The sequence below is a fragment of the Collinsella sp. i05-0019-G5 genome (assembly GCF_042851345.1).
Taxonomy (GTDB): domain Bacteria; phylum Actinomycetota; class Coriobacteriia; order Coriobacteriales; family Coriobacteriaceae; genus Collinsella.
Map to the genome: position 1 here is coordinate 797,365 of NZ_AP031421.1, position 19,778 is coordinate 817,142.

Sequence of the window (19,778 nt, forward strand, 5' to 3'; positions counted from 1 at the left end):
GCCAAGGAAACAGTTCCGGGGGATGGGGCTTCCTTTGTTTAACGCCGCAGGGTTACTGGGCTGAATTTATTTATTGACTACCGTTCGGCGGCGTTGATGGCTCCCTTGTTGGGGCTTTCTTTTTATCTCGCTACAATGGGCTTCAAGCGTTCTAGTGACTTGGAGTTTTGGTATGGCTGTTATTGATGTGCTGCCTTCGGATGGGAAGGTTATTGGCGAGGGTCCTGTTGGTTGCTCTGTTGATGTTTGCTGTGATGACTTTCGTCATCTCGATATTGGACTGCCGCCTGAGATTCTTCGTCTCAAGGATGCCGGGTATTTGACGCAGGCTGTTGCTGCTTGCGATCGCCTTCTGGAGCAGAACCCTGAGCCTTCGCTGGCTGCTTGTGTTCGTGCCGAGCGGTATCGCATGCTCGAGACGCCGCTTCATTTTTCGGTGTCGCGCGATCAGGCTATTGCGATGATTCGCGAGGAGTGGCCAGAGTTTACCGAAGAGCAGCTTGACGACCTGATCAATCGTAAGCGTATTGACTGGCGCTTTATCGATGGCGAGCTGTTCGTTCTCGACAACTTCCTCGATTCGCTTCGCGTGTACCCCAAGGAGGTTCCGGGCCTGCGTCCCGATTCTGCGGACGGCATCGCGCTGCGTAACCAGATGCTCAGGGAGATGGAGTCGCAAAACGGGTTGGCTCGCGTCATCACGCTTAAGGCATCCGTGTCTGTCCCTGGAGCTCTGGAGGGAGAGGCTGTTCGCGCGTGGCTACCCGTTGCTGCCGCCTGTCGTCAACAGTCTCAAATCGAGGTTCTCGATATGACGTCGGGGGGTACCGTTGCCCCTGAAAACGTTTCGGCTCGCGCTGCCTCTTGGACATCTTCGACTGAACATTCATTCTCGGTGACCTATCGCTATCACGTCGATGCCGCCTATTGCGATATCTATGGTGGCGCGCTCCCATCGCATCCCTGTATGGACGCGCCACTGCCCGAGGACACCTCCGAGGACCGTCCGCACATTGCGTTCACGCCGTACATGCGACAGTTGACGGAGCGTGTTATTGACGGTCTCGAGAATCCGCTCGATCGCGCTCGTGCTATCTATGATTACCTGACACAGCATATTGACTATCGCTATCAGCCACCGTACCTGCTTTTGGGCTCCATCGCCGATGACTGTGCACACTCGCTCCGCGGCGATTGCGGCGTTATGGCGCTCACGTTTATCACCATGTGCCGCATCGCGGGCGTGCCCGCCCGCTGGCAGAGTGGCCTGTATGTTGCGCCTGATTCGGTGGGGCCGCACGACTGGGCAGAGTTCTATACGCCGCAAACCGGGTGGCTCAACGCCGACGTGTCATTTGGATCTTCTGCTCGCAGGATGGGCGAGGAGTGGCGCCGCCGTCACTACTTTGGCAATCTCGATCCGTGGCGTATGGTGGCCAACAATCGATTCCAGGCTGAGTTTGTGCCTGCTTTCGACGGCATGCGTGAGGACCCCTATGACAACCAGATGGGCGAGGCCTCGGTTGACGGACGTGGATGTCGTAAGCGGGAGATGTTGCGCAAGGTTGAGCTTATCAAAATGCTCGAAGTTCCATTTTCGGACTAATCAACAGAAAGCTGTGATAAACTAACTCACGCATTACGTGCCCGAGTGGCGGAATTGGCAGACGCTGTGGACTCAAAATCCACCGTTGGCAACAACGTGCGAGTTCGAGTCTCGCCTCGGGCACCATACATGCAAGTGAGCGTTCAAGGGGGTCAAGGCCCCCTTTTTCGTGCCGAACTCGCGTGAGCGCGCGGAGCGTTAAGTAAACAGGCCTGTGGCCTGTTTGTAGCGGAGCGTGGTGAGGGCGCCATGCGCCCGAAGCCCGGGGCTTCGCGAAGCGAAGGCCCTTCGAGTCTCGCCTCGGGCACCATACATGCACCTGCGCTTTGAGGGGGTTGTGGCCCCCTTTTTCGTGTACGTAATGTGATAATGCGCTGTACGTGTTATTATTCGCAAGGCGTTGTTCCCACAATGCCCTAAAGAGGAACCCGAGGGCTCCCACCTTTTGGCGCCAATGAGCAGCTGACTGGTCATACAACTTAGATTCCCTTCCTCAAATCGAGGAAGTCTATGTGTATGACCTGGTTGCTGAGAAGCGCCGGGTTATTTTTTTATGAATGGAGGTAGGGAAAATAGCTAAGTCTGATGACACCCGCATCAACGACGAGATTACTGCATCTTCGTGCCGTTTGATTGGCGTCGATGGCTCTCAGCTCGGCCTGTTCGCCATCCGCGATGCCCAGCGCGTCGCCGACGATCAGGGTCTCGACCTGGTCGAGATCGCTCCCAACGCGGAGCCGCCGGTCTGCAAGGTCATGGACTACGGTAAGTTCAAGTACCAGCAGGCCATGAAGGCCAAGGCTGCTCGTAAGAACCAGTCCAAGGTCGAGGTCAAGGAAATGAAGTTCCGACCCAAGATCGACGTTGGCGACTACGAGACCAAGAAGGGCCACGTTCTGCGTTTCCTCAAGAAGGGCGCACGCGTTAAGATCACCATCATGTTCCGCGGCCGTGAGATGGCTCACCCGGAGCAGGGCCTTAACGTTCTCGAGCGTCTCGCCGAGGATCTCAAGCCTTACGCTACGGTCGAGTCCAAGCCTAAGATGGAAGGCCGTAACATGCTTATGCTGCTCGCCCCGATTAAGGGCGCCTTCGATGAGGATAAAGCGGCAAGCGATACCAAGTAACTAGTGTTCTGTAACCGATTAAGGAGTATTTCATGCCTAAGATGAAGTCCCACAGCGGCACCAAGAAGCGTTTCCGCAAGACTGGTACCGGCAAGCTTATGCGCGCCAAGGCTTTCAAGAGCCACATCCTGAGCAAGAAGTCCACCAAGCGTAAGCGTGGCTTCCGTCAGGAGACCGAGATCGCCGCTGCCGACCGCAAGGTCATCAAGTCGCGTCTCGCCTAAGTTCGCGTTCCCGTTTTTCGTTTTACCGTCTAGGAGTTGATAGAACATGGCACGTATTAAGCGCGCTGTTGCCGCCAAGAAGAAGCGCCGTACCGTTATGCACCGTGCGAAGGGTTACTACGGTGCCGCTTCGCGTACTTACAAGCATGCTAAAGAGCAGGTCCAGCACTCCCTGCAGTATCAGTATCGTGATCGACGCAACAAGAAGCGCGAGATCCGTTCTCTTTGGATCACTCGTATCAACGCTGCTGCTCGCCTGAACGACATCTCTTACTCTCAGTTCATGCACGGCCTGAAGGTTGCCGGCATCGAGCTCGACCGCAAGGTCCTGGCTCAAATGGCTTACGAGGACATCGAGTCCTTCAACGAGCTGGCTACCATCGCCAAGAAGGCTCTCGAGGCCTAATAGATTCTCTTGAATCGCTAGGGGAGTGTCGCGTTGTGCGCGGCGCTCCCTCTTTTTATCTGAAGCGCGGTTTACATTGCTAAAAGCGCGGGTAGATAAACACTTACAGGTGACCGATCTCTATATATTCCTGAACCAAAGGGTCATCATCTGATACGTGCGGAAGATCCGCACCAGTCTTTCTATTACCTATAGAAAGCAATATGTTGTGTAGGACTTGTGAAGAGTGGAATTGACGTCCCACAGAGCTTCGCGGTCTGGCAATATATCTCCTTGCCGCGCGGCCCGGTCGGACCGGATGAGCCGCGGGGCGTGCACCTTGAGAACCGGATACTGCGAGGATGGACACTTCCGAGTGTCGCATCCGGGCAGACATCGAACCATTTGAAATGGTCTAACTTGGATTTGTTTTTCGCAAGGCCGCCGAGAGGCGGCCCCGAGAAATTCCTTTTCCTATACTAGAACCATATGAATCGAACGGAACCGATCAGCTAATAGTTGTGAGGACCGGACGGGCTCGAAGCCCATTTATTTTGGACGGAGAGTTCGATCCTGGCTCAGGATGAACGCTGGCGGCGCGCCTAACACATGCAAGTCGAACGGCACCTATCTTCGGATAGAAGCGAGTGGCGAACGGCTGAGTAACACGTGGAGAACCTGCCCCCTCCCCCGGGATAGCCGCCCGAAAGGACGGGTAATACCGGATACCCCGGGGTGCCGCATGGCACCCCGGCTAAAGCCCCGACGGGAGGGGATGGCTCCGCGGCCCATCAGGTAGACGGCGGGGTGACGGCCCACCGTGCCGACAACGGGTAGCCGGGTTGAGAGACCGACCGGCCAGATTGGGACTGAGACACGGCCCAGACTCCTACGGGAGGCAGCAGTGGGGAATCTTGCGCAATGGGGGGAACCCTGACGCAGCGACGCCGCGTGCGGGACGGAGGCCTTCGGGTCGTAAACCGCTTTCAGCAGGGAAGAGTCAAGACTGTACCTGCAGAAGAAGCCCCGGCTAACTACGTGCCAGCAGCCGCGGTAATACGTAGGGGGCGAGCGTTATCCGGATTCATTGGGCGTAAAGCGCGCGTAGGCGGCCCGGCAGGCCGGGGGTCGAAGCGGGGGGCTCAACCCCCCGAAGCCCCCGGAACCTCCGCGGCTTGGGTCCGGTAGGGGAGGGTGGAACACCCGGTGTAGCGGTGGAATGCGCAGATATCGGGTGGAACACCGGTGGCGAAGGCGGCCCTCTGGGCCGAGACCGACGCTGAGGCGCGAAAGCTGGGGGAGCGAACAGGATTAGATACCCTGGTAGTCCCAGCCGTAAACGATGGACGCTAGGTGTGGGGGGACGATCCCCCCGTGCCGCAGCCAACGCATTAAGCGTCCCGCCTGGGGAGTACGGCCGCAAGGCTAAAACTCAAAGGAATTGACGGGGGCCCGCACAAGCAGCGGAGCATGTGGCTTAATTCGAAGCAACGCGAAGAACCTTACCAGGGCTTGACATATGGGTGAAGCGGGGGAGACCCCGTGGCCGAGAGGAGCCCATACAGGTGGTGCATGGCTGTCGTCAGCTCGTGTCGTGAGATGTTGGGTTAAGTCCCGCAACGAGCGCAACCCCCGCCGCGTGTTGCCATCGGGTGATGCCGGGAACCCACGCGGGACCGCCGCCGTCAAGGCGGAGGAGGGCGGGGACGACGTCAAGTCATCATGCCCCTTATGCCCTGGGCTGCACACGTGCTACAATGGCCGGTACAGAGGGATGCCACCCCGCGAGGGGGAGCGGATCCCGGAAAGCCGGCCCCAGTTCGGATTGGGGGCTGCAACCCGCCCCCATGAAGTCGGAGTTGCTAGTAATCGCGGATCAGCATGCCGCGGTGAATGCGTTCCCGGGCCTTGTACACACCGCCCGTCACACCACCCGAGTCGTCTGCACCCGAAGTCGCCGGCCCAACCGCAAGGGGGGAGGCGCCGAAGGTGTGGAGGGTGAGGGGGGTGAAGTCGTAACAAGGTAGCCGTACCGGAAGGTGCGGCTGGATCACCTCCTTTCTAGGGAGATACATTCTTAGAGAGATCAACTTAACTCGAATGGAGGGCAGGAGCCCGTCCGGTTGATGTCGCCCGGAGTAAGTCCCCGCAGCACCCGGTCCCCGGGGTCGCACCCGCGTACCTTGAGAGCCGCATAGCGATAGGAGAGAGATGGAAGATCAATTTCTTCCAGACTCGATTCTTTTCTGCGATTTATCAGACAGAATGATAGCAATCATTCATCCGATCCAAACAAGAAGAATTCACTTATATATGAGTGAGGAGCATCTGATCGCGAGCACAGTTCAACTACTGTGCCGCGGTATGAGATACCCGAATTGCGACATACGAGCGCTATTCATGATATCGATTAATTAATTTTAGCGACACGTGGATATCCCGCGGGCCCGATGCGGTCCCGCAAGATACCACGGGCGCACGGCGGATGCCTTGGCACAGGGAGCCGATGAAGGACGCGGCAAGCTGCGATAATCCCCGGCGAGGAGCACACATCCTTCGACCCGGGGGTCTCCGAATGGGCGAACCCATGCACAGCAGTGTGCATATCCCCACCCCGAACACATAGGGGCGGGGAGGACAACCCGGGGAACTGAAACATCTAAGTACCCGGAGGAGAGGAAATCAATCTCGAGACTCCCCGAGTAGCGGCGAGCGAAAGGGGACCGATGGCCAAACCGTCGAGCGGGCATACCCGGCAGGGGTTCCGCCGACGGGGTTGCAGGGCCGCGCATCCGGGGGCTGCCGCCCCCGGGCGCAGGTCCGGCTGGGGAGCGGAACGGCATGGGAGGGCCGGCCGCAGCGGGTGACAGCCCCGTACGCGAACCCAGACCGGACGGCGCGACGCGGTCCCTGAGTAGGGCCGGGCACGTGAAACCCGGTCCGAACCTGGGTGGACCACCATCCAAGCCTGAGTACTACCCTGTGACCGATAGCGCACCAGTACCGTGAGGGAAAGGTGAAAAGCACCCCGGGAGGGGAGTGAAACAGTACCTGAAACCGTGCGCCCACGAGCAGTCGGAGCAACTTTCAGTTGTGACGGCGTGCCTTTTGTAGAATGAGCCAGCGAGTCGCTGGCGCGGGGCGAGGTTAACCGAAAGGGAGCCGGAGCGAAAGCGAGCCTTAACAGGGCGACTTGAGTCCCGCGCCGCGGACGCGAAGCCGGGTGAGCTATCCGTGGGCAGGCTGAAGCGGGGGTAAGACCCCGTGGAGGGCCGAACGCACGTCGGTTGAAAACGGCGGCGATGACCTGCGGATAGGGGTGAAAGGCCAATCAAACCCGGAGATATCTCGTTCTCCCCGAAATAGCTTTAGGGCTAGCGTCGCGCGTTCACCGCCGGAGGTAGAGCACCGGATGGACGAGGGGGCTTCGCCGCCTACCGAATCCAACCGAACTCCGAATGCCGGCGGCCCAGAGCGCGGCAGTCAGAGCATGTGGGCTAAGCTGTGTGCTCGAGAGGGAAACAGCCCGGACCGCCCGCTAAGGTCCCCAAGTTCCAGCCGAGTGGCAAAGGATGTGCGTCCGCCCAGACAACCAGGATGTTGGCTTAGAAGCAGCCATCCATTCAAAGAGTGCGTAACAGCTCACTGGTCGAGTGGACATGCGCCGACAATACACGGGGCTAAGCTGGACACCGAAGCGGCGGGATTTTAATTCATTAGAATCGGTAGGGGAGCTTCCCATGGGCGGAGAAGCCGGAGGGCGACCGACGGTGGAGCGCATGGGAGTGAGAATGCTGGCATGAGTAGCGAGAGACGAGAGAGTAACTCGTCCGCCGTGAACCCGAGGTTTCCTGGGCAAGGCTAATCCTCCCAGGGTCAGTCGGGGGCTAAGGCGAGGCCGGTAGGCGTAGCCGACGCGCAGCAGGCAGACATTCCTGCACCGCGCACGCGGCGCTACGACCGACGGGGCGACGGATGGGGGTGGCTCGGCGGGGTTCTGGACGTCCCCGTGATGGAGCGCGGCCCGCGGACCAGGGAAATCCGGTCCGCATTGAGGGCGAGGCTCCGGACGAAGCGACTGAGCGAAGCGAGTGAGCCCGAGGTCCCTAGAAAAACCCCTAGGCAGGCGCGTGCGCGCCCGTACCGCAAACCGACACAGGTGGGTGGGTAGAACATACCGAGGCGATCGGGTCAACCATGGTCAAGGAACTCGGCACAATGGCCCCGTAACTTCGGGAGAAGGGGTGCCCGCGCGTACGTGAACCGGCTTGCCCGGGGAGCGGAGGCGGGCCGCAGTGGAGAGGCCCAAGCGACTGTTTACCAAAAACACAGGACTCTGCAGAAGCCGCAAGGCGACGTATAGGGTCTGACGCCTGCCCGGTGCCGGAAGGTCACGCGGAGGAGTTAGCGCATCGCGCGAAGCCCCGAAGCCAAGCCCCGGTAAACGGCGGCCGTAACTATAACGGTCCTAAGGTAGCGAAATTCCTTGTCGGGTAAGTTCCGACCTGCACGAAAGGCGCAACGACTTGGGCGCTGTCTCGACCATGGACCCGGTGAAATTGCACTGGTCGTGAAGATGCGACTTACCCGCGGAAGGACGGAAAGACCCCGTGAACCTTCACTGCAGCTTGGCATTGGCCGCTGGTCCCGCGTGTAGAGGATAGGCAGGAGGCTAAGATCCGGAGGCGCCAGCCCCCGGGGAGCCGCCCTTGGAATACTGCCCTCGCGCGACCGGCGTCCTAACCCGAGGCCGTCAACCGGCTCGGGGACCGTGCCAGGCGGGCAGTTTGACTGGGGCGGTCGCCTCCTAAAGGGTAACGGAGGCGCGCGAAGGTCCGCTCGGGACGGTCGGCAACCGTCCTTTTGAATGCAAGAGTACAAGCGGGCTTGACTGCGAGGCCCACAAGCCGAGCAGGTGCGAAAGCAGGCTCTAGTGATCCGGCGGCCCCGAGTGGGTGGGCCGTCGCTCAACGGATAAAAGGTACTCCGGGGATAACAGGCTGATCTTGCCCAAGAGTCCACATCGACGGCAAGGTTTGGCACCTCGATGTCGGCTCATCGCATCCTGGGGCTGGAGCAGGTCCCAAGGGTACGGCTGTTCGCCGTTTAAAGCGGTACGCGAGCTGGGTTCAGAACGTCGTGAGACAGTTCGGTCCCTATCCTCCGTGGGCGCAGGAGAATCGATGGAGGCTGCCCCCAGTACGAGAGGACCGGGGTGGACGCACCTCCGGTGAACCGGTTGTCGACCAACGGCACGGCCGGGTAGCCGCGTGCGGCGCGGATAACCGCTGAAGGCATCTAAGCGGGAAGCCGTTCCAGGGATTAGTTCTCCTTCCGGTAAGGGCCCAGGTAGACTACCTGGTCGATAGACGGCAGGTGCAAGGACGGCGACGTCCTCAGCCGAGCCGCACTAATCGCCCGAGCTCTTCCGGAACCGCACCTCGCGGCCCGCGGGACCCAGCGCTCATAGGCGCGGTCCGGGCACGAGGATGCCCCCGAGTCACTCCCCTATGCGCCATGCGGCCCCCAGGGCACGTGTAGAGTGAGACCCAGGACACCGTAACGGTGGGCGCCGCCCACCGGTCAGCGGCCAGAGCATGGGGGGCACGCCCGGTCCCGTTCCGAACCCGGAAGCTAAGCCCCATCGCGCCGAGAGTACTGCGGGGTCAGCCCGTGGGAGGCCAGGGCGCCGCTGACCGGTGGACGGCACCGAGCCGTACGCTTGAACTGAGAAGGGGGAGGCCGCGCGGCCTCCCCCTTTTTGCGTTTAATAGAGGGTTGTAATACACGAACTCGCCTTCGTTTAGCTTCTCTTACTGTTTGGCTGTATTTTGAGTCCTTCTTTTGTATTTGCGCGATAATAACTCCCATTGGCGTTAGGGAGGACTTGATGTTTACCGTTTTTGTCTTGGGCAATATTGCTTCGGGTAAGTCGACTGCCTGCCGCTATCTCGAATCTCATGGCGCCATGCTTATCGATCTGGATGAGCTTGCCAAATCGCTGTATGTGCCAGGCTCCGATATCGTCAATGCCCTCGCGGAAGAATTCGGTTGGGACATTCTGGACGGGGAGGGCGGCATTCGCCGCAATGTCCTCGCTGCTCGAGCTTTCGCCTCTCCTGATACAGTCGCGCGGCTCAATGGCATCGTTCATCCGGTTCTCATCGAACAGCTGTCACTGAGGATTCTTGATCCGGTTTGTTGCACGGTTTCGTCCCCCCGTTATCCCTTTGCGGTTGTCGAGGTTTCTGCCCCGACTGGTTTTGAGGATGCTTTTGGCCTGGCTGATGAAATTCTGGTTATCAGCGCTCCTTTAGCAGTTCGTCGTGAGCGTGCCATTCATCGTGGTATGGAGTCCTCTGATTTTGATGCGCGCTCTGCATGCCAATCTGATGAGGCTTCGCTTTGCAATCTCGCTACGACGGTCATCGATAATGCGGCAGGCGATAACTCGCTCTTTGAACAACTGGACGCATGGCTTGCGCGCCATGGCTTCGGGGATGTAGTGGATAGGGAGGAGGCCGATGCCTAAGACACGTTTCTTTACGTGGTATCGCGTGGCGCCACTTGCCGTTATGTTTGTCTTCGGCCTTATTTCGCTCGTCTACTCGTATGCCCCTGCCGCCTTCTTTAAGCCTTTGTATCCAATTGACTATGAGGCGTACGTAAAGCAATCGAGCATTTCGCACAATCTTGATCCGTATCTGGTGTGCGCTGTCATAAAGTCGGAATCGAATTGGGATCCCGAGGCTGAGTCGAATCAAGGCGCACGGGGATTGATGCAGCTGATGCCCGAGACTGCCCAGGATATGATTGCCAAGGGTCTTGTCGATGGCAGCGAGTATTCAGCCGGCGACCTTAACGATCCCGCTACGAACATCGAGTTTGGCTGTGCGTATCTTTCGTATCTTCTAACGTATTTTAACGGGTCGACTGACAGTGCCATTGCCGCCTATAACGCCGGCATGGGCAATGTCGACGGATGGGCGCAGCAGAGCACGTCGCTTCATAATGCAATCACTTTTCCCGAGACGCAGGCGTATCTGATTCGTGTCAATAATGCCTGGGTTCGCTACAAGACCCTCTATCCCGATCGGTTCGTATAGGACTATGCCTGCCGCCTGCGTATACTGCAGATATATGAGTTAGGAGTATCCATGGCGGAATTTGAAGTTGAGCGTGTTGGAGGAGAGCTTAAACGTTTTGGCGTTGAGGGCTCTGAGGTACCGTTTAAGGTCGTGTCTCCATACGAGCCCGCTGGCTCCCAGCCTAAGGCCATTGAGTCGCTTGTGCAGGGCGTGAGGGACGGAGATCGCTATCAGGTTTTGCTGGGCGTGACTGGTTCGGGCAAGACCTTCACGATGGCTAAGACTATTGAGGCCCTGGGGAAGCCGACGCTGGTTATGGCTCCCAATAAAACGCTTGCCGCTCAGCTTGCGAGCGAGCTCAAGGAATTCTTCCCTGACAACGCCGTGGTCTATTTTGTGTCGTACTACGATTACTATCAACCCGAAGCGTATGTGCCGCAAAGCGATACGTATATCGAGAAGGATTCCTCGATTAACGAAGAAGTTGAGATGCTGCGACATCAGGCGACCGCATCGCTGCTATCTCGACGCGATGTGATCGTCGTCGCATCGGTCTCGTGTATCTATGGCATTGGCTCTCCCGAGGACTATGCGGGCCTAGCTCCGAACGTCGACAAGAAGGTGCCGCTCGAGCGCGATGACTTTATCCATGCGCTTATCGATATCCAGTACGATCGCAATGACTATGATTTGGCACGTGGCACCTTCCGTGTGCGCGGCGATGTCGTCGACGTGTATCCACCCTATGCCGAGCATCCGTTGCGGTTTGAGTTCTTTGGCGACGAGGTTGAGCTGATTGCCGAGATCGACGAGGTCACCGGCGAGGTGCTACGTGAGTACGAGGCCATTCCCGTGTGGCCGGCATCGCACTACGTGACTGAGAAGCCTAAGGTCAAAGCGGCTCTGAAATCAATCAGTGAAGAGTGCGAGAAGCGTGTGGCCGAGCTCAAGGCGACTGATAAGCTGCTCGAGGCACAGCGTCTGCAGCAGCGCACCGACTATGATCTCGAGATGCTCGAGACGATGGGCTTTTGCAACGGCATCGAGAACTACTCGCGTCATCTGGACGGTCGAAAACCGGGCGAGCCACCGTTTACCCTGATCGATTACTTTCCTAAGGACATGCTCTGCATCATCGATGAGAGCCATGTGACGGTGCCGCAGATCCGCGGCATGCACGAAGGTGACCGCTCGCGTAAGGTGACGCTGGTGGAGCACGGTTTTCGTCTGCCTTCGGCACTCGATAACCGCCCGCTTCGTTTCGATGAGTTTGAGGCGAGGATTCCCCAGTTCATCTACGTCTCGGCTACGCCGGGCGACTATGAGCTGCGGGTTAGCCAGAACGACGTTGAGCAGATTATTCGTCCGACCGGTCTGCTCGACCCCAAGATCGATGTGCGTCCGGTTCGTGGACAGATTGACGATCTTGAGGACGAGATTCGCGAGCGCGTTGCCCGCAAGGAGCGCGTGCTGGTGACCACGCTCACCAAGCGCATGGCCGAGGACCTGACCGACCATCTGCTTGATGCCGGCATTAAGGTCAATTACATGCACTCCGATACAGCGACGATGGACCGTGTCGAGATCCTGCGAACGCTGCGCGAGGGAAAGATTGATGTTCTCGTCGGCATCAACCTGCTCCGCGAGGGTCTGGACCTTCCCGAGGTCTCGCTGGTGGCAATTCTCGACGCTGACAAGGAAGGCTTCTTGCGCAACCGCCGTTCGTTGATTCAGACGATTGGCCGTGCGGCCCGTAATGCCGACGGCGAGGTCATCATGTATGCAGACGTTGTGACCGATTCGATGAAAGAAGCCATCGAGGAGACGCAGCGCCGTCGTGAGATTCAGATGGCATATAACGAAGAGCATGGCATTGTGCCCAAGACGGTCCGCAAGGCCATTAACGACATTTCGAGCTTTATTGCCGAGGCCGAAAAGACTGTGGGCTCGAAGGGACGCTCGAGAGGCGATTCGCTGGGTCACGGTGCGTTCTATACGCCCGATGAAAACGGCGAGGGCGCCGCGCCGGAGACGGTGGCACCCGAGCAAACGCTTGCCGAGCAGCTGGAAGGGCTACCGCATGACGAGCTCGTGCGGATTGTCGAGACCATGGAGGAAGACATGCGTAACGCTTCCGCCGCCATGGACTTTGAGGAGGCGGCGCGTCTGCGCGATGCCGTCGTTCAGATTCGGGCGATGCTTGAGGGCGCATCTGAGGACGAAACGATTGAGCGTTTGCGTTCGCAGGCTCGCAAGGGCTCTACCTTTGCTTCGGGCAGAAAACGCCAGGGTGCACGATTCAGGAAGTAGTGAACAGGCCCCGAGTTCCCTGTGGAACTCGGGGCCTGTGTCGTTCAAGACTTTAGTCCGCTGGCCGCGCAGCGGCCAGCTTTAAACCACCCGCTACGCGGGTGGAGACAAACGGCTTTACAAAGCCACCCCTCCGACCGATATTGACGATTGTTCAGGCCGTCAAGAATTCGAGTCGAAGGGGTGGTCGCCATGGCCCAGAAGGCCTACAGCCTTTCCCACACGAAGTGGATGTGCAAGTACCACATCGTGTTCACGCCGAAGTATAGGCGCAAAGTGATCTACAACCAAATCAGGAGCGACATAGGGGAGATCCTCAGGAAGCTGTGCGAGTACAAGGGGATCGAGATAATCGAGGGGCACCTGATGCCCGACCACGTGCACGTGCTGCTGGCGATCCCGCCGAAGTACAGCGTCGCGAGCGTCATGGGCTACCTGAAGGGGAAGAGCTCGCTGATGATATTCGACAGGCACGCCAACCTCAAGTACAAGTTCGGCAACAGGAAGTTCTGGGCGGAGGGCTACTACGTGTCCACCGTCGGCCTGAACGAGGCGACGATCGCCAAGTACATCAGGGAGCAGGAGTCCCACGACATCGCGCTGGACAAGCTGAGCGTGAAGGAGTACGAGGACCCCTTCAAGAGGGGGTGATGCTGCCGGTTCGACCGGCGCGCCACGGGTCAAGATGCACTAGGCCTGGACGAAGTCCGGGCCCGCGCCTTTAGACGCGAGCCCGGGGCCCGTGGGTTATACCCTAAGAGCAAACCACCCTTTTTAAGGGTGGTTCTGATTCGGACGCGAGAGTTCGTGCACTAGAGGTCTGCTATCAGCGCCTCAGCGCAACGGATGCCGTCGGTGGCGGCACTCATGATGCCGCCGGCATATCCGGCACCCTCGCCGCAAGGGTAAAGGCCCGGGGTCGACACGGCGTGGCATGTTCGATCGCGGATGACCGTAACCGGGGAGCTCGAACGCGTCTCCACGCCAGTGAGGACCGCATCGGGGCGGTCATAGCCACGCAGTTTCTTACCGAGCAGGGGAATTCCCAAACGAAGCGATTCGACGATATGCTGCGGGAGGGCATCGTCGATCGCCGTCCAGGTCACGCCAAGTGGATAGGTTGGTTTTACCTTTCCGGGTGCCGTGCTGGCGCGTCCTGCGAGGAAATCTCCGACGAGTTGTGCCGGTGCGTTCCAGTTGGAACCGCCCAGGCGATAGGCGGCCGCCTCGCAGGCACGCTGGAGCTCGATGCCGGCGAGCGGGTCATCGTTGGGAAGGTCCTCAGGCGTGACGTTAACGAGCAGGGCGGCATTTGCGTTGCGTCCGTCGCGGGCATTGAGACTGGCCCCGTTGACGCACAGATGGCACGGTTCTGAAGAGGCGGCAACAACCTGTCCGCCGGGGCACATGCAAAACGAGAACACGCTGCGGCCGTTGGGAAGATGGGCAACAAGTTTGTAGGGGGCCGCCCCGAGCGCTGGATGTCCCGCCGAGGCTCCATATTGGGCTCTGTCGATGTCGCGTTGCGGATGCTCGATGCGAACGCCCATGGCAAAGGTCTTTTGTGCGAGGGCCACGTTGTGGTCCTTAAGGAGCTCAAAAATATCGCGAGCAGAATGCCCGCAGGCGAGGATGAGGTGCTTTGTCTCGATTGGCTCGTAAGCGGCGTCTTGGGACGATTGGACATCAATACCGGTGATGGCGCCAGACGCGTCGATGCGAATGTCGACGAGCTTCGTTCGATAACGGACGACACCTCCGAGCTGCTCGATGCGCTGGGATATAGCGGTGACAACCTTGGGAAGGATGTCGGAGCCAATGTGCGGCTTGGCATCCCACAGAATATCGCGGGGCGCACCCGCCTCGACGAAGGTTTCGAGGATAAGGCGATGGGCGGGATTTTTTGTTCCCGTATTGAGCTTGCCGTCCGAGAAGGTCCCCGCGCCGCCCAGACCAAACTGAATATTGCTCTCGGGGTCGAGGATGCGCTCCTTTAGAAAGAGGTCGATCGTCTGCGAGCGGCGAAATGCCGGGTCGCCGCGCTCGATAAGCAAGGGCTTAAGACCTGCTTTGGCGAGCGTGAGCGCAGCGAAAAGGCCGGCGCATCCGGCGCCGACAACGACAGGGCGTTCTTGAGGTGCGTCGGAGACGGGGGAGGGGAATGAAGGCTCATCGTCTTCTATCGCGCGTACGCGCGAGCGGTCACGCTCGGCAACGCTGTCGACCGCTTCTCGCTCGAGGTGGGGACTAGTCAGCTCAACACGAAAGCTCAGGATAAAATGGACGTCTCGTTTTTTGCGAGCGTCGATTGACTTGCGGTGGAGCTCGATGGACTTGATCTCGGAGTCCTTGCAACGTAGGACGCGCTTGGCGACTCGCTTGCCAACAATGAGACAGGTATTTTCATCGCCGGCTTCATCGAGCGACGCGTTGACTTGGGTGATTTCGATCATCGAGGTCTCCTTAGAGGCAAGAAAGAGGCCGTCCGGTATCCCAGACGGCCCGAATGCGTTTTTGATTATAGACTGCGCGGCTACAGGCTGCTTGCAGCGCGAATGCCCGAGAGCCAGGCCCACGCAAGGTTAAAGCCTCCGCAATCGGCGTCGATGTCGAGCGCTTCGCCGCAGACGTAAAGCGGGGCGTCGACAACGCTGCGCGCGCGTAGACTGGGTGTTGAGATGCTCTCGACAGATACGCCACCACGCGTGACCTGCGCCGAGCGCTCCTCGGCTGTTCCCTCGACGAGCAACTTAAAGTGCTTGAGGATCGAGACCAGGTGGATGATATCGTTGGAGCCTGGATGGCACTGCTCGAACGCTGTACAGACGACGCGGGAGAGTTGCGGGGCGAGCATGCCGTCGAGCCAACGGGGATCGCGGGGCGAAAAGCCGCCGAGCAGCTTAACGCGCCGGTTGAGCATATCGAGCAGCTCGTCTTTAGAGAGGTCGGGGAAAACGTCGAGCAGGATCGTATCGCCGCGCTGGATACGACGGGAGAGGTTGAAGACAGCGACGCCCGAGATGCCGAAGGTTCGAAACAGTACTTCACCGTCTTCGTGCCAGAGCTCACTACGGTTACGGGTGAGCGTCAAGCGGGCGCGGACGCGCAGGCCATCCAACGTCTTGAGTGCTGCCCGATCGCCAACGACCGTTGCCGATACGGGGCAGAGGATGGGGTGCAGCGAAGTGAGGGGGAGGCTAAACGTATCGGCGATACCGGTGGGGTTGCCGCCCGTGGCGATAATTACGGCATGTGCCTGCAGGGCCTCGTTCTTGCGAGGGACATCGGCGAGCGCTTTCCGAAGCGAGCGGAGCTCCGATTTTCGGTCGTCGTGCTTTTTTGCCTTGAGCGCCCGCGCTGGACGGTCTATTTGGAGTGCCCAGCCTTCGGAAACTTTGTGCGCCGAGGCAACGTTGGCTCCGCAGATTAAGGTGATACCTAGGCGGTTGCAAACGTTGAGAAGCGCGTCGCGCACCGATTCTGCGCGAAGGGAGCGCGGGTATAGCCGGCCTTCCTCGGAGGTTGTCATGATGCCCAGCGAGGAGAAGAAACCCATAAGCTCTTGTTCGGGTTGGGGGCCCATGACAGATTCGACGAATGCGGGGTGGTTATACCGCTGAGGATCAATCGATTCGTTGGAGAGGTTGCAGCGGCCGTTACCGGTCGCAAGGAGCTTTAGGCCGCAGGCGACATCGCGCTCAACGATGCAGACGCTTTTGCCAGCACGTGCGGCCGTAATGGCGGCGGCGAGGCCTGAAGCCCCGCCGCCGATTAGCAGGACGTCATAGAAGGCGCTCGTGTTCACTTAGGCCTCGTCGGTCTCGTGCGGGGTAATAGCCTCGACGGCAGAGACTGCCTTGGGCAACATGCCATCGGGCAGCGCGGTCTCAACCTCGCCCTTATCGCAGGCCTCGGCGAGTGCCGGATTAATGGGAAGCGTGCCCAAGATGTCGAGGTTATAGCGCTCTGCGACCTCGGGGAGCTTGCTTTTGCCAAAGACCTCGATCTTCTTGCCGCAGTCGGGGCACTCGATATAGCTCATGTTCTCGACGATGCCCAGAATGGGGACGTTCATCTTCTCGGCCATGTTGACCGCCTTGGCGACGATCATCGAGACCAGGTCCTGCGGGCTCGTGACGATGACGATGCCGTCGACGGGCAGCGACTGGAAGACGGTGAGCGCGACGTCGCCTGTTCCCGGAGGCATGTCGACCAGCAGGTAGTCGATGGGGCCCCACGAGGTCTCGCTCCAGAACTGCCTAATGGCGCCTGCGATGACCGGACCGCGCCAAAGGACGGGGTCGGTCTCGTTTTGGAGCAGAAGGTTGGAGCTCATGACCTTGACGCCGTGCTCGGAGATTTCGGGCAGCATGAGGTTGCCAAGGGCATGGACGTGGCGTCCGCTCATGCCGAACATCTTGGGGATAGAGGGACCGGTGATGTCGGCATCGAGGACGCCGACCTTGTGGCCGTGACGGGCAAGCTCGGTGGCGATGGCACCGGTGACAAACGACTTGCCGACACCGCCCTTGCCGGAAAGCACGGCGATGACGCGTTTGACCTCGGACAGCGTGTTCTCCTCAAATTGCGACGGCGACGTTTGTCCGCCGGCGGCCTGTGCGTGCTCGCAACCCATGTATGACTCCTTTGTATATGTTGGGGCCGGAGCCCCGTGATGTGACACGAGCGTCATTGTACCCTCGTTTGCGAGCGGGAGTCATTTGCGATGCATTTGGGCCGAGCGTGCTTGCAATACGATGGGCCCAAGCGAATGGGCGGGCTTACTGAACTTTGCTGGCGAACTCGAGGTATTGCATGCGCTGCAGCTTGTCGATCGTCGAGGTGTATGGGCTGTCTTCAGATTCCAAGTTGTAGCGCAGCCCGTCGGCACCGAGATAGCCGGCGACATTGATGGTGGGCACATCTGACCTTGTTGCAAGCAGGGCCTTTTGATAGTCGGTGAGCGGGGCGCCGATCTTATTAAGGGTAATGGCTGCAATCTCGTTTGCCCCGACGGTGTCGTAGACGTTGAGCTCGGTATTGCCGGCGATTTCATAGTTAGCCCAGACGAAATAGGTTGACTGATAGACACGGAAAGCGTGGCTTGCCGTATCTTCCTGAGGGTACAGCTCGTCGTTGAGAGTCGTTGCGGCGCTCGGCTGATGGTCGCCAAAAAAGACAAGAACAACCGGTCTGCCGATATTGCGGAGCTCGTTGATAAAGTACTCGAGGTCCCGGTCGGATGCGTTGATGCAGGTGAGATAGGTGTTGAGCGCGCTATTGGCGCCCTCGCTGGCTCCCTCGACCCAATAGTTTGTCAGCTCTTCGGCGGGAACGGTGCCATAGTCGTAGCCGCCGTGATTTTGCATCGTGACGTCAAAGATGAACTGCGGCGCTTCGTCGGTTCTAAGCAGGTCGAGTATCTTGTCGTAGGTGGCGTAGTCGCATACGCCGGCATGGTAACAGGGCGCACCTTCGAAATCGCCGATTGAAAGAAAGTCTCCAAAGCCCAGCTGCTGATAGATCTTATCTCGATGGTAGTTGACGGGGTTTTGCGGGTGCATAGCGGTAGCGGTATACCCAAGCTCTTTAAGGTCCTTTGCCAGGCTGTTGACGCCATTCATCTGATACAGCTGATAGGGGATCTTGCCTAATCCGACAAAGGCCGTTGTCGCTCCGGTCAAAAATTCGAATTCGGAGTTTGCCGTTCCGCCACCGGTGACCGAAGCGAGCATGGTGCCGCGAACAAGTGTGTCGGGAAGCGAGTTGTAGAATGCGGGGCCGGTGTACCCGGCCGCCTGGAGCTGCTCAAAGCACGAAAGGTCGCTAAAACTCTCGTTCATGACGGCAACAATCGTCGGCTTGATTTCATTGAACTGGGCAACGGCAGCCGCGCGCTGCTCGCTCGAGCCATACGTGCTGTCGTAGGCGGCGGCGAGCTCCTGCTCGATGCTCTGCGCCTCATCGGGCGTATAGCCTTCGGGCTTCTCAATGGGCAACTCGTTGACCATTTCGGTGAACGAAGTGATAAAACCCTGAGACGTATATGTGGTGATGGGCTGCCAACGGTCAAATCCAAAATCCAGCGCCTGCTCCAAGTCGATGCTGGAAAAGCCTGAGAGCCCCACAACGGTCACTAGCAGAAAAGCGCAGAGGTTAGCGGCGATTGCGGGGAAGACATGGGTGGGCGTACGGAGCTTTCGCGGTCGGATAAGCGAAAGAAGCCCCAGGGAAATCTCCAGCAGGGCGAGAGAGGTTACGATTCCGGCGGTAAAGGTAAACTCGTATCCCTCGCTCACTTCCATTGCGGTGCCAAGGGCCAAGATATCGCTTGGCAGGATGGCTTCGCCTTTAAACGTTATGACGAAGTGCTCGGCAATGCCAAGGATGCAACAGGCGACGGGCACGAGGGCCATGACGCCTCCATGACGCTGTCCCAGCAAATAAAGGGAGAGCAGAACCGTCGCGAGCAGCCCGACGGAAAACCCGAATGAGTTGGCGGGAATGCGATAGAACGTTTCGTTGCAGGCAATTTCGAGCGAAACGAACGAGAGCGCTGAAACAGCGGCGATGACAAGGATGTCACGGCAAATACAGGCAACCGTTCCCGTCGCAAGATCGGTTTGGTCGATAAGTCCCGAAACCAAGGGCTCGACAAGAAGTATGACGGCGGTAGCACCGAGCGCCGAATAAGAAAGGACCCATAGGGAATTGTCCTCATTTACGAGCAATTGATTCGTAATCCATGCAGCTACCATACCGAGCGGGATGAGGAGCGTCGCGCACCAAAAGACGCGGGCAATGGGCGGCTTTTCATTGTGTTTGATTGAAAAATACACGCGCACGACGACGGTGGCCACGATAAGGACGGCGATGAATATGGGCAGATTGGCCATGTCGCTCGAAGTGATTTCAAGGGGGATATCTTCGGTCATGGACGTTCCTCTGTTACAGCAAATTAAGTTCAGTAGTAGATTACTGTAACCTTTCCACGGCATTTCGAGAAACAAAGCACCCGATACGCAAAGCTAAAGGTCT

The 19,778-nt window shown here is 58.8% G+C and carries 12 protein-coding genes, 1 tRNA gene and 3 rRNA genes; 12 read left to right on the forward strand and 4 right to left on the reverse strand.

What is annotated here, in order from left to right; translation table 11 throughout:
* The first annotated feature begins 172 nt into the window (after positions 1-172).
* The 12 genes from ACGHIZ_RS03545 (at position 173) to tnpA (ending at position 13,391) form a co-directional block, all read left to right on the forward strand.
* Entirely contained in the window at positions 173-1,606 is a 1,434-nt protein-coding gene (locus ACGHIZ_RS03545; RefSeq protein ID WP_022094122.1) for a transglutaminase-like domain-containing protein, read from the forward strand.
* Positions 1,607-1,645: 39 nt separating this feature from the next.
* Positions 1,646-1,732 (forward strand) — tRNA-Leu (locus ACGHIZ_RS03550).
* A gap of 431 nt (positions 1,733-2,163) precedes the next feature.
* Complete coding sequence (gene infC / locus ACGHIZ_RS03555; protein ID WP_006234423.1) at positions 2,164-2,733, forward strand: translation initiation factor IF-3; 570 nt, start codon at positions 2,164-2,166, stop codon at positions 2,731-2,733.
* Positions 2,734-2,765: 32 nt separating this feature from the next.
* A complete protein-coding gene (gene rpmI / locus ACGHIZ_RS03560; RefSeq protein ID WP_006234422.1) occupies positions 2,766-2,957 on the forward strand; it encodes a 50S ribosomal protein L35 in 192 nt (63 codons plus the stop codon).
* A gap of 46 nt (positions 2,958-3,003) precedes the next feature.
* Positions 3,004-3,363: a 50S ribosomal protein L20 gene (gene rplT, locus ACGHIZ_RS03565; protein ID WP_006234421.1), complete on the forward strand. Its 360-nt coding sequence runs from the start codon at positions 3,004-3,006 to the stop codon at positions 3,361-3,363.
* Between the two features lie 534 nt (positions 3,364-3,897).
* Positions 3,898-5,403 (forward strand): 16S ribosomal RNA (locus ACGHIZ_RS03570).
* Between the two features lie 397 nt (positions 5,404-5,800).
* A 23S ribosomal RNA gene (locus ACGHIZ_RS03575) occupies positions 5,801-8,776 on the forward strand.
* Between the two features lie 148 nt (positions 8,777-8,924).
* A 5S ribosomal RNA gene (gene rrf / locus ACGHIZ_RS03580) occupies positions 8,925-9,040 on the forward strand.
* Together the 16S, 23S and 5S rRNA genes form the textbook arrangement of a ribosomal RNA operon.
* A gap of 192 nt (positions 9,041-9,232) precedes the next feature.
* Entirely contained in the window at positions 9,233-9,874 is a 642-nt protein-coding gene (gene coaE / locus ACGHIZ_RS03585) for a dephospho-CoA kinase (protein ID WP_138375037.1), read from the forward strand.
* Positions 9,867-10,448 (forward strand): lytic transglycosylase domain-containing protein, encoded by a 582-nt coding sequence (locus tag ACGHIZ_RS03590; RefSeq protein WP_138375036.1) that lies wholly within the window; start codon positions 9,867-9,869, stop codon positions 10,446-10,448. The genes coaE and ACGHIZ_RS03590 overlap by 8 nt, the downstream gene beginning before the upstream one ends.
* A 51-nt stretch (positions 10,449-10,499) precedes the next feature.
* Positions 10,500-12,740, forward strand: a complete 2,241-nt coding sequence (gene uvrB, locus ACGHIZ_RS03595; protein WP_390449220.1) for an excinuclease ABC subunit UvrB — start codon at positions 10,500-10,502, stop codon at positions 12,738-12,740.
* 192 nt (positions 12,741-12,932) lie between these two features.
* On the forward strand, positions 12,933-13,391 hold the full coding sequence (gene tnpA / locus ACGHIZ_RS03600) for an IS200/IS605 family transposase (protein WP_055287554.1): 459 nt from the start codon (positions 12,933-12,935) through the stop codon (positions 13,389-13,391).
* Positions 13,392-13,552: 161 nt separating this feature from the next.
* Here the strand turns inward: tnpA and ACGHIZ_RS03605 are convergent, their stop codons facing one another.
* From ACGHIZ_RS03605 to ACGHIZ_RS03620, 4 genes are all read right to left on the reverse strand, one after another.
* Entirely contained in the window at positions 13,553-15,193 is a 1,641-nt protein-coding gene (locus ACGHIZ_RS03605; protein WP_390449223.1) for an NAD(P)/FAD-dependent oxidoreductase, read from the reverse strand.
* Between the two features lie 80 nt (positions 15,194-15,273).
* Positions 15,274-16,545, reverse strand: coding sequence for an NAD(P)/FAD-dependent oxidoreductase (locus ACGHIZ_RS03610; protein ID WP_390449226.1), 1,272 nt, complete (start codon positions 16,543-16,545; stop codon positions 15,274-15,276).
* Positions 16,546-17,376: an Mrp/NBP35 family ATP-binding protein gene (locus tag ACGHIZ_RS03615; protein WP_006236172.1), complete on the reverse strand. Its 831-nt coding sequence runs from the start codon at positions 17,374-17,376 to the stop codon at positions 16,546-16,548. It abuts the gene before it with no gap.
* A gap of 145 nt (positions 17,377-17,521) precedes the next feature.
* Complete coding sequence (locus ACGHIZ_RS03620) at positions 17,522-19,675, reverse strand: LTA synthase family protein (RefSeq protein ID WP_161178032.1); 2,154 nt, start codon at positions 19,673-19,675, stop codon at positions 17,522-17,524.
* Positions 19,676-19,778 lie beyond the last annotated feature (103 nt).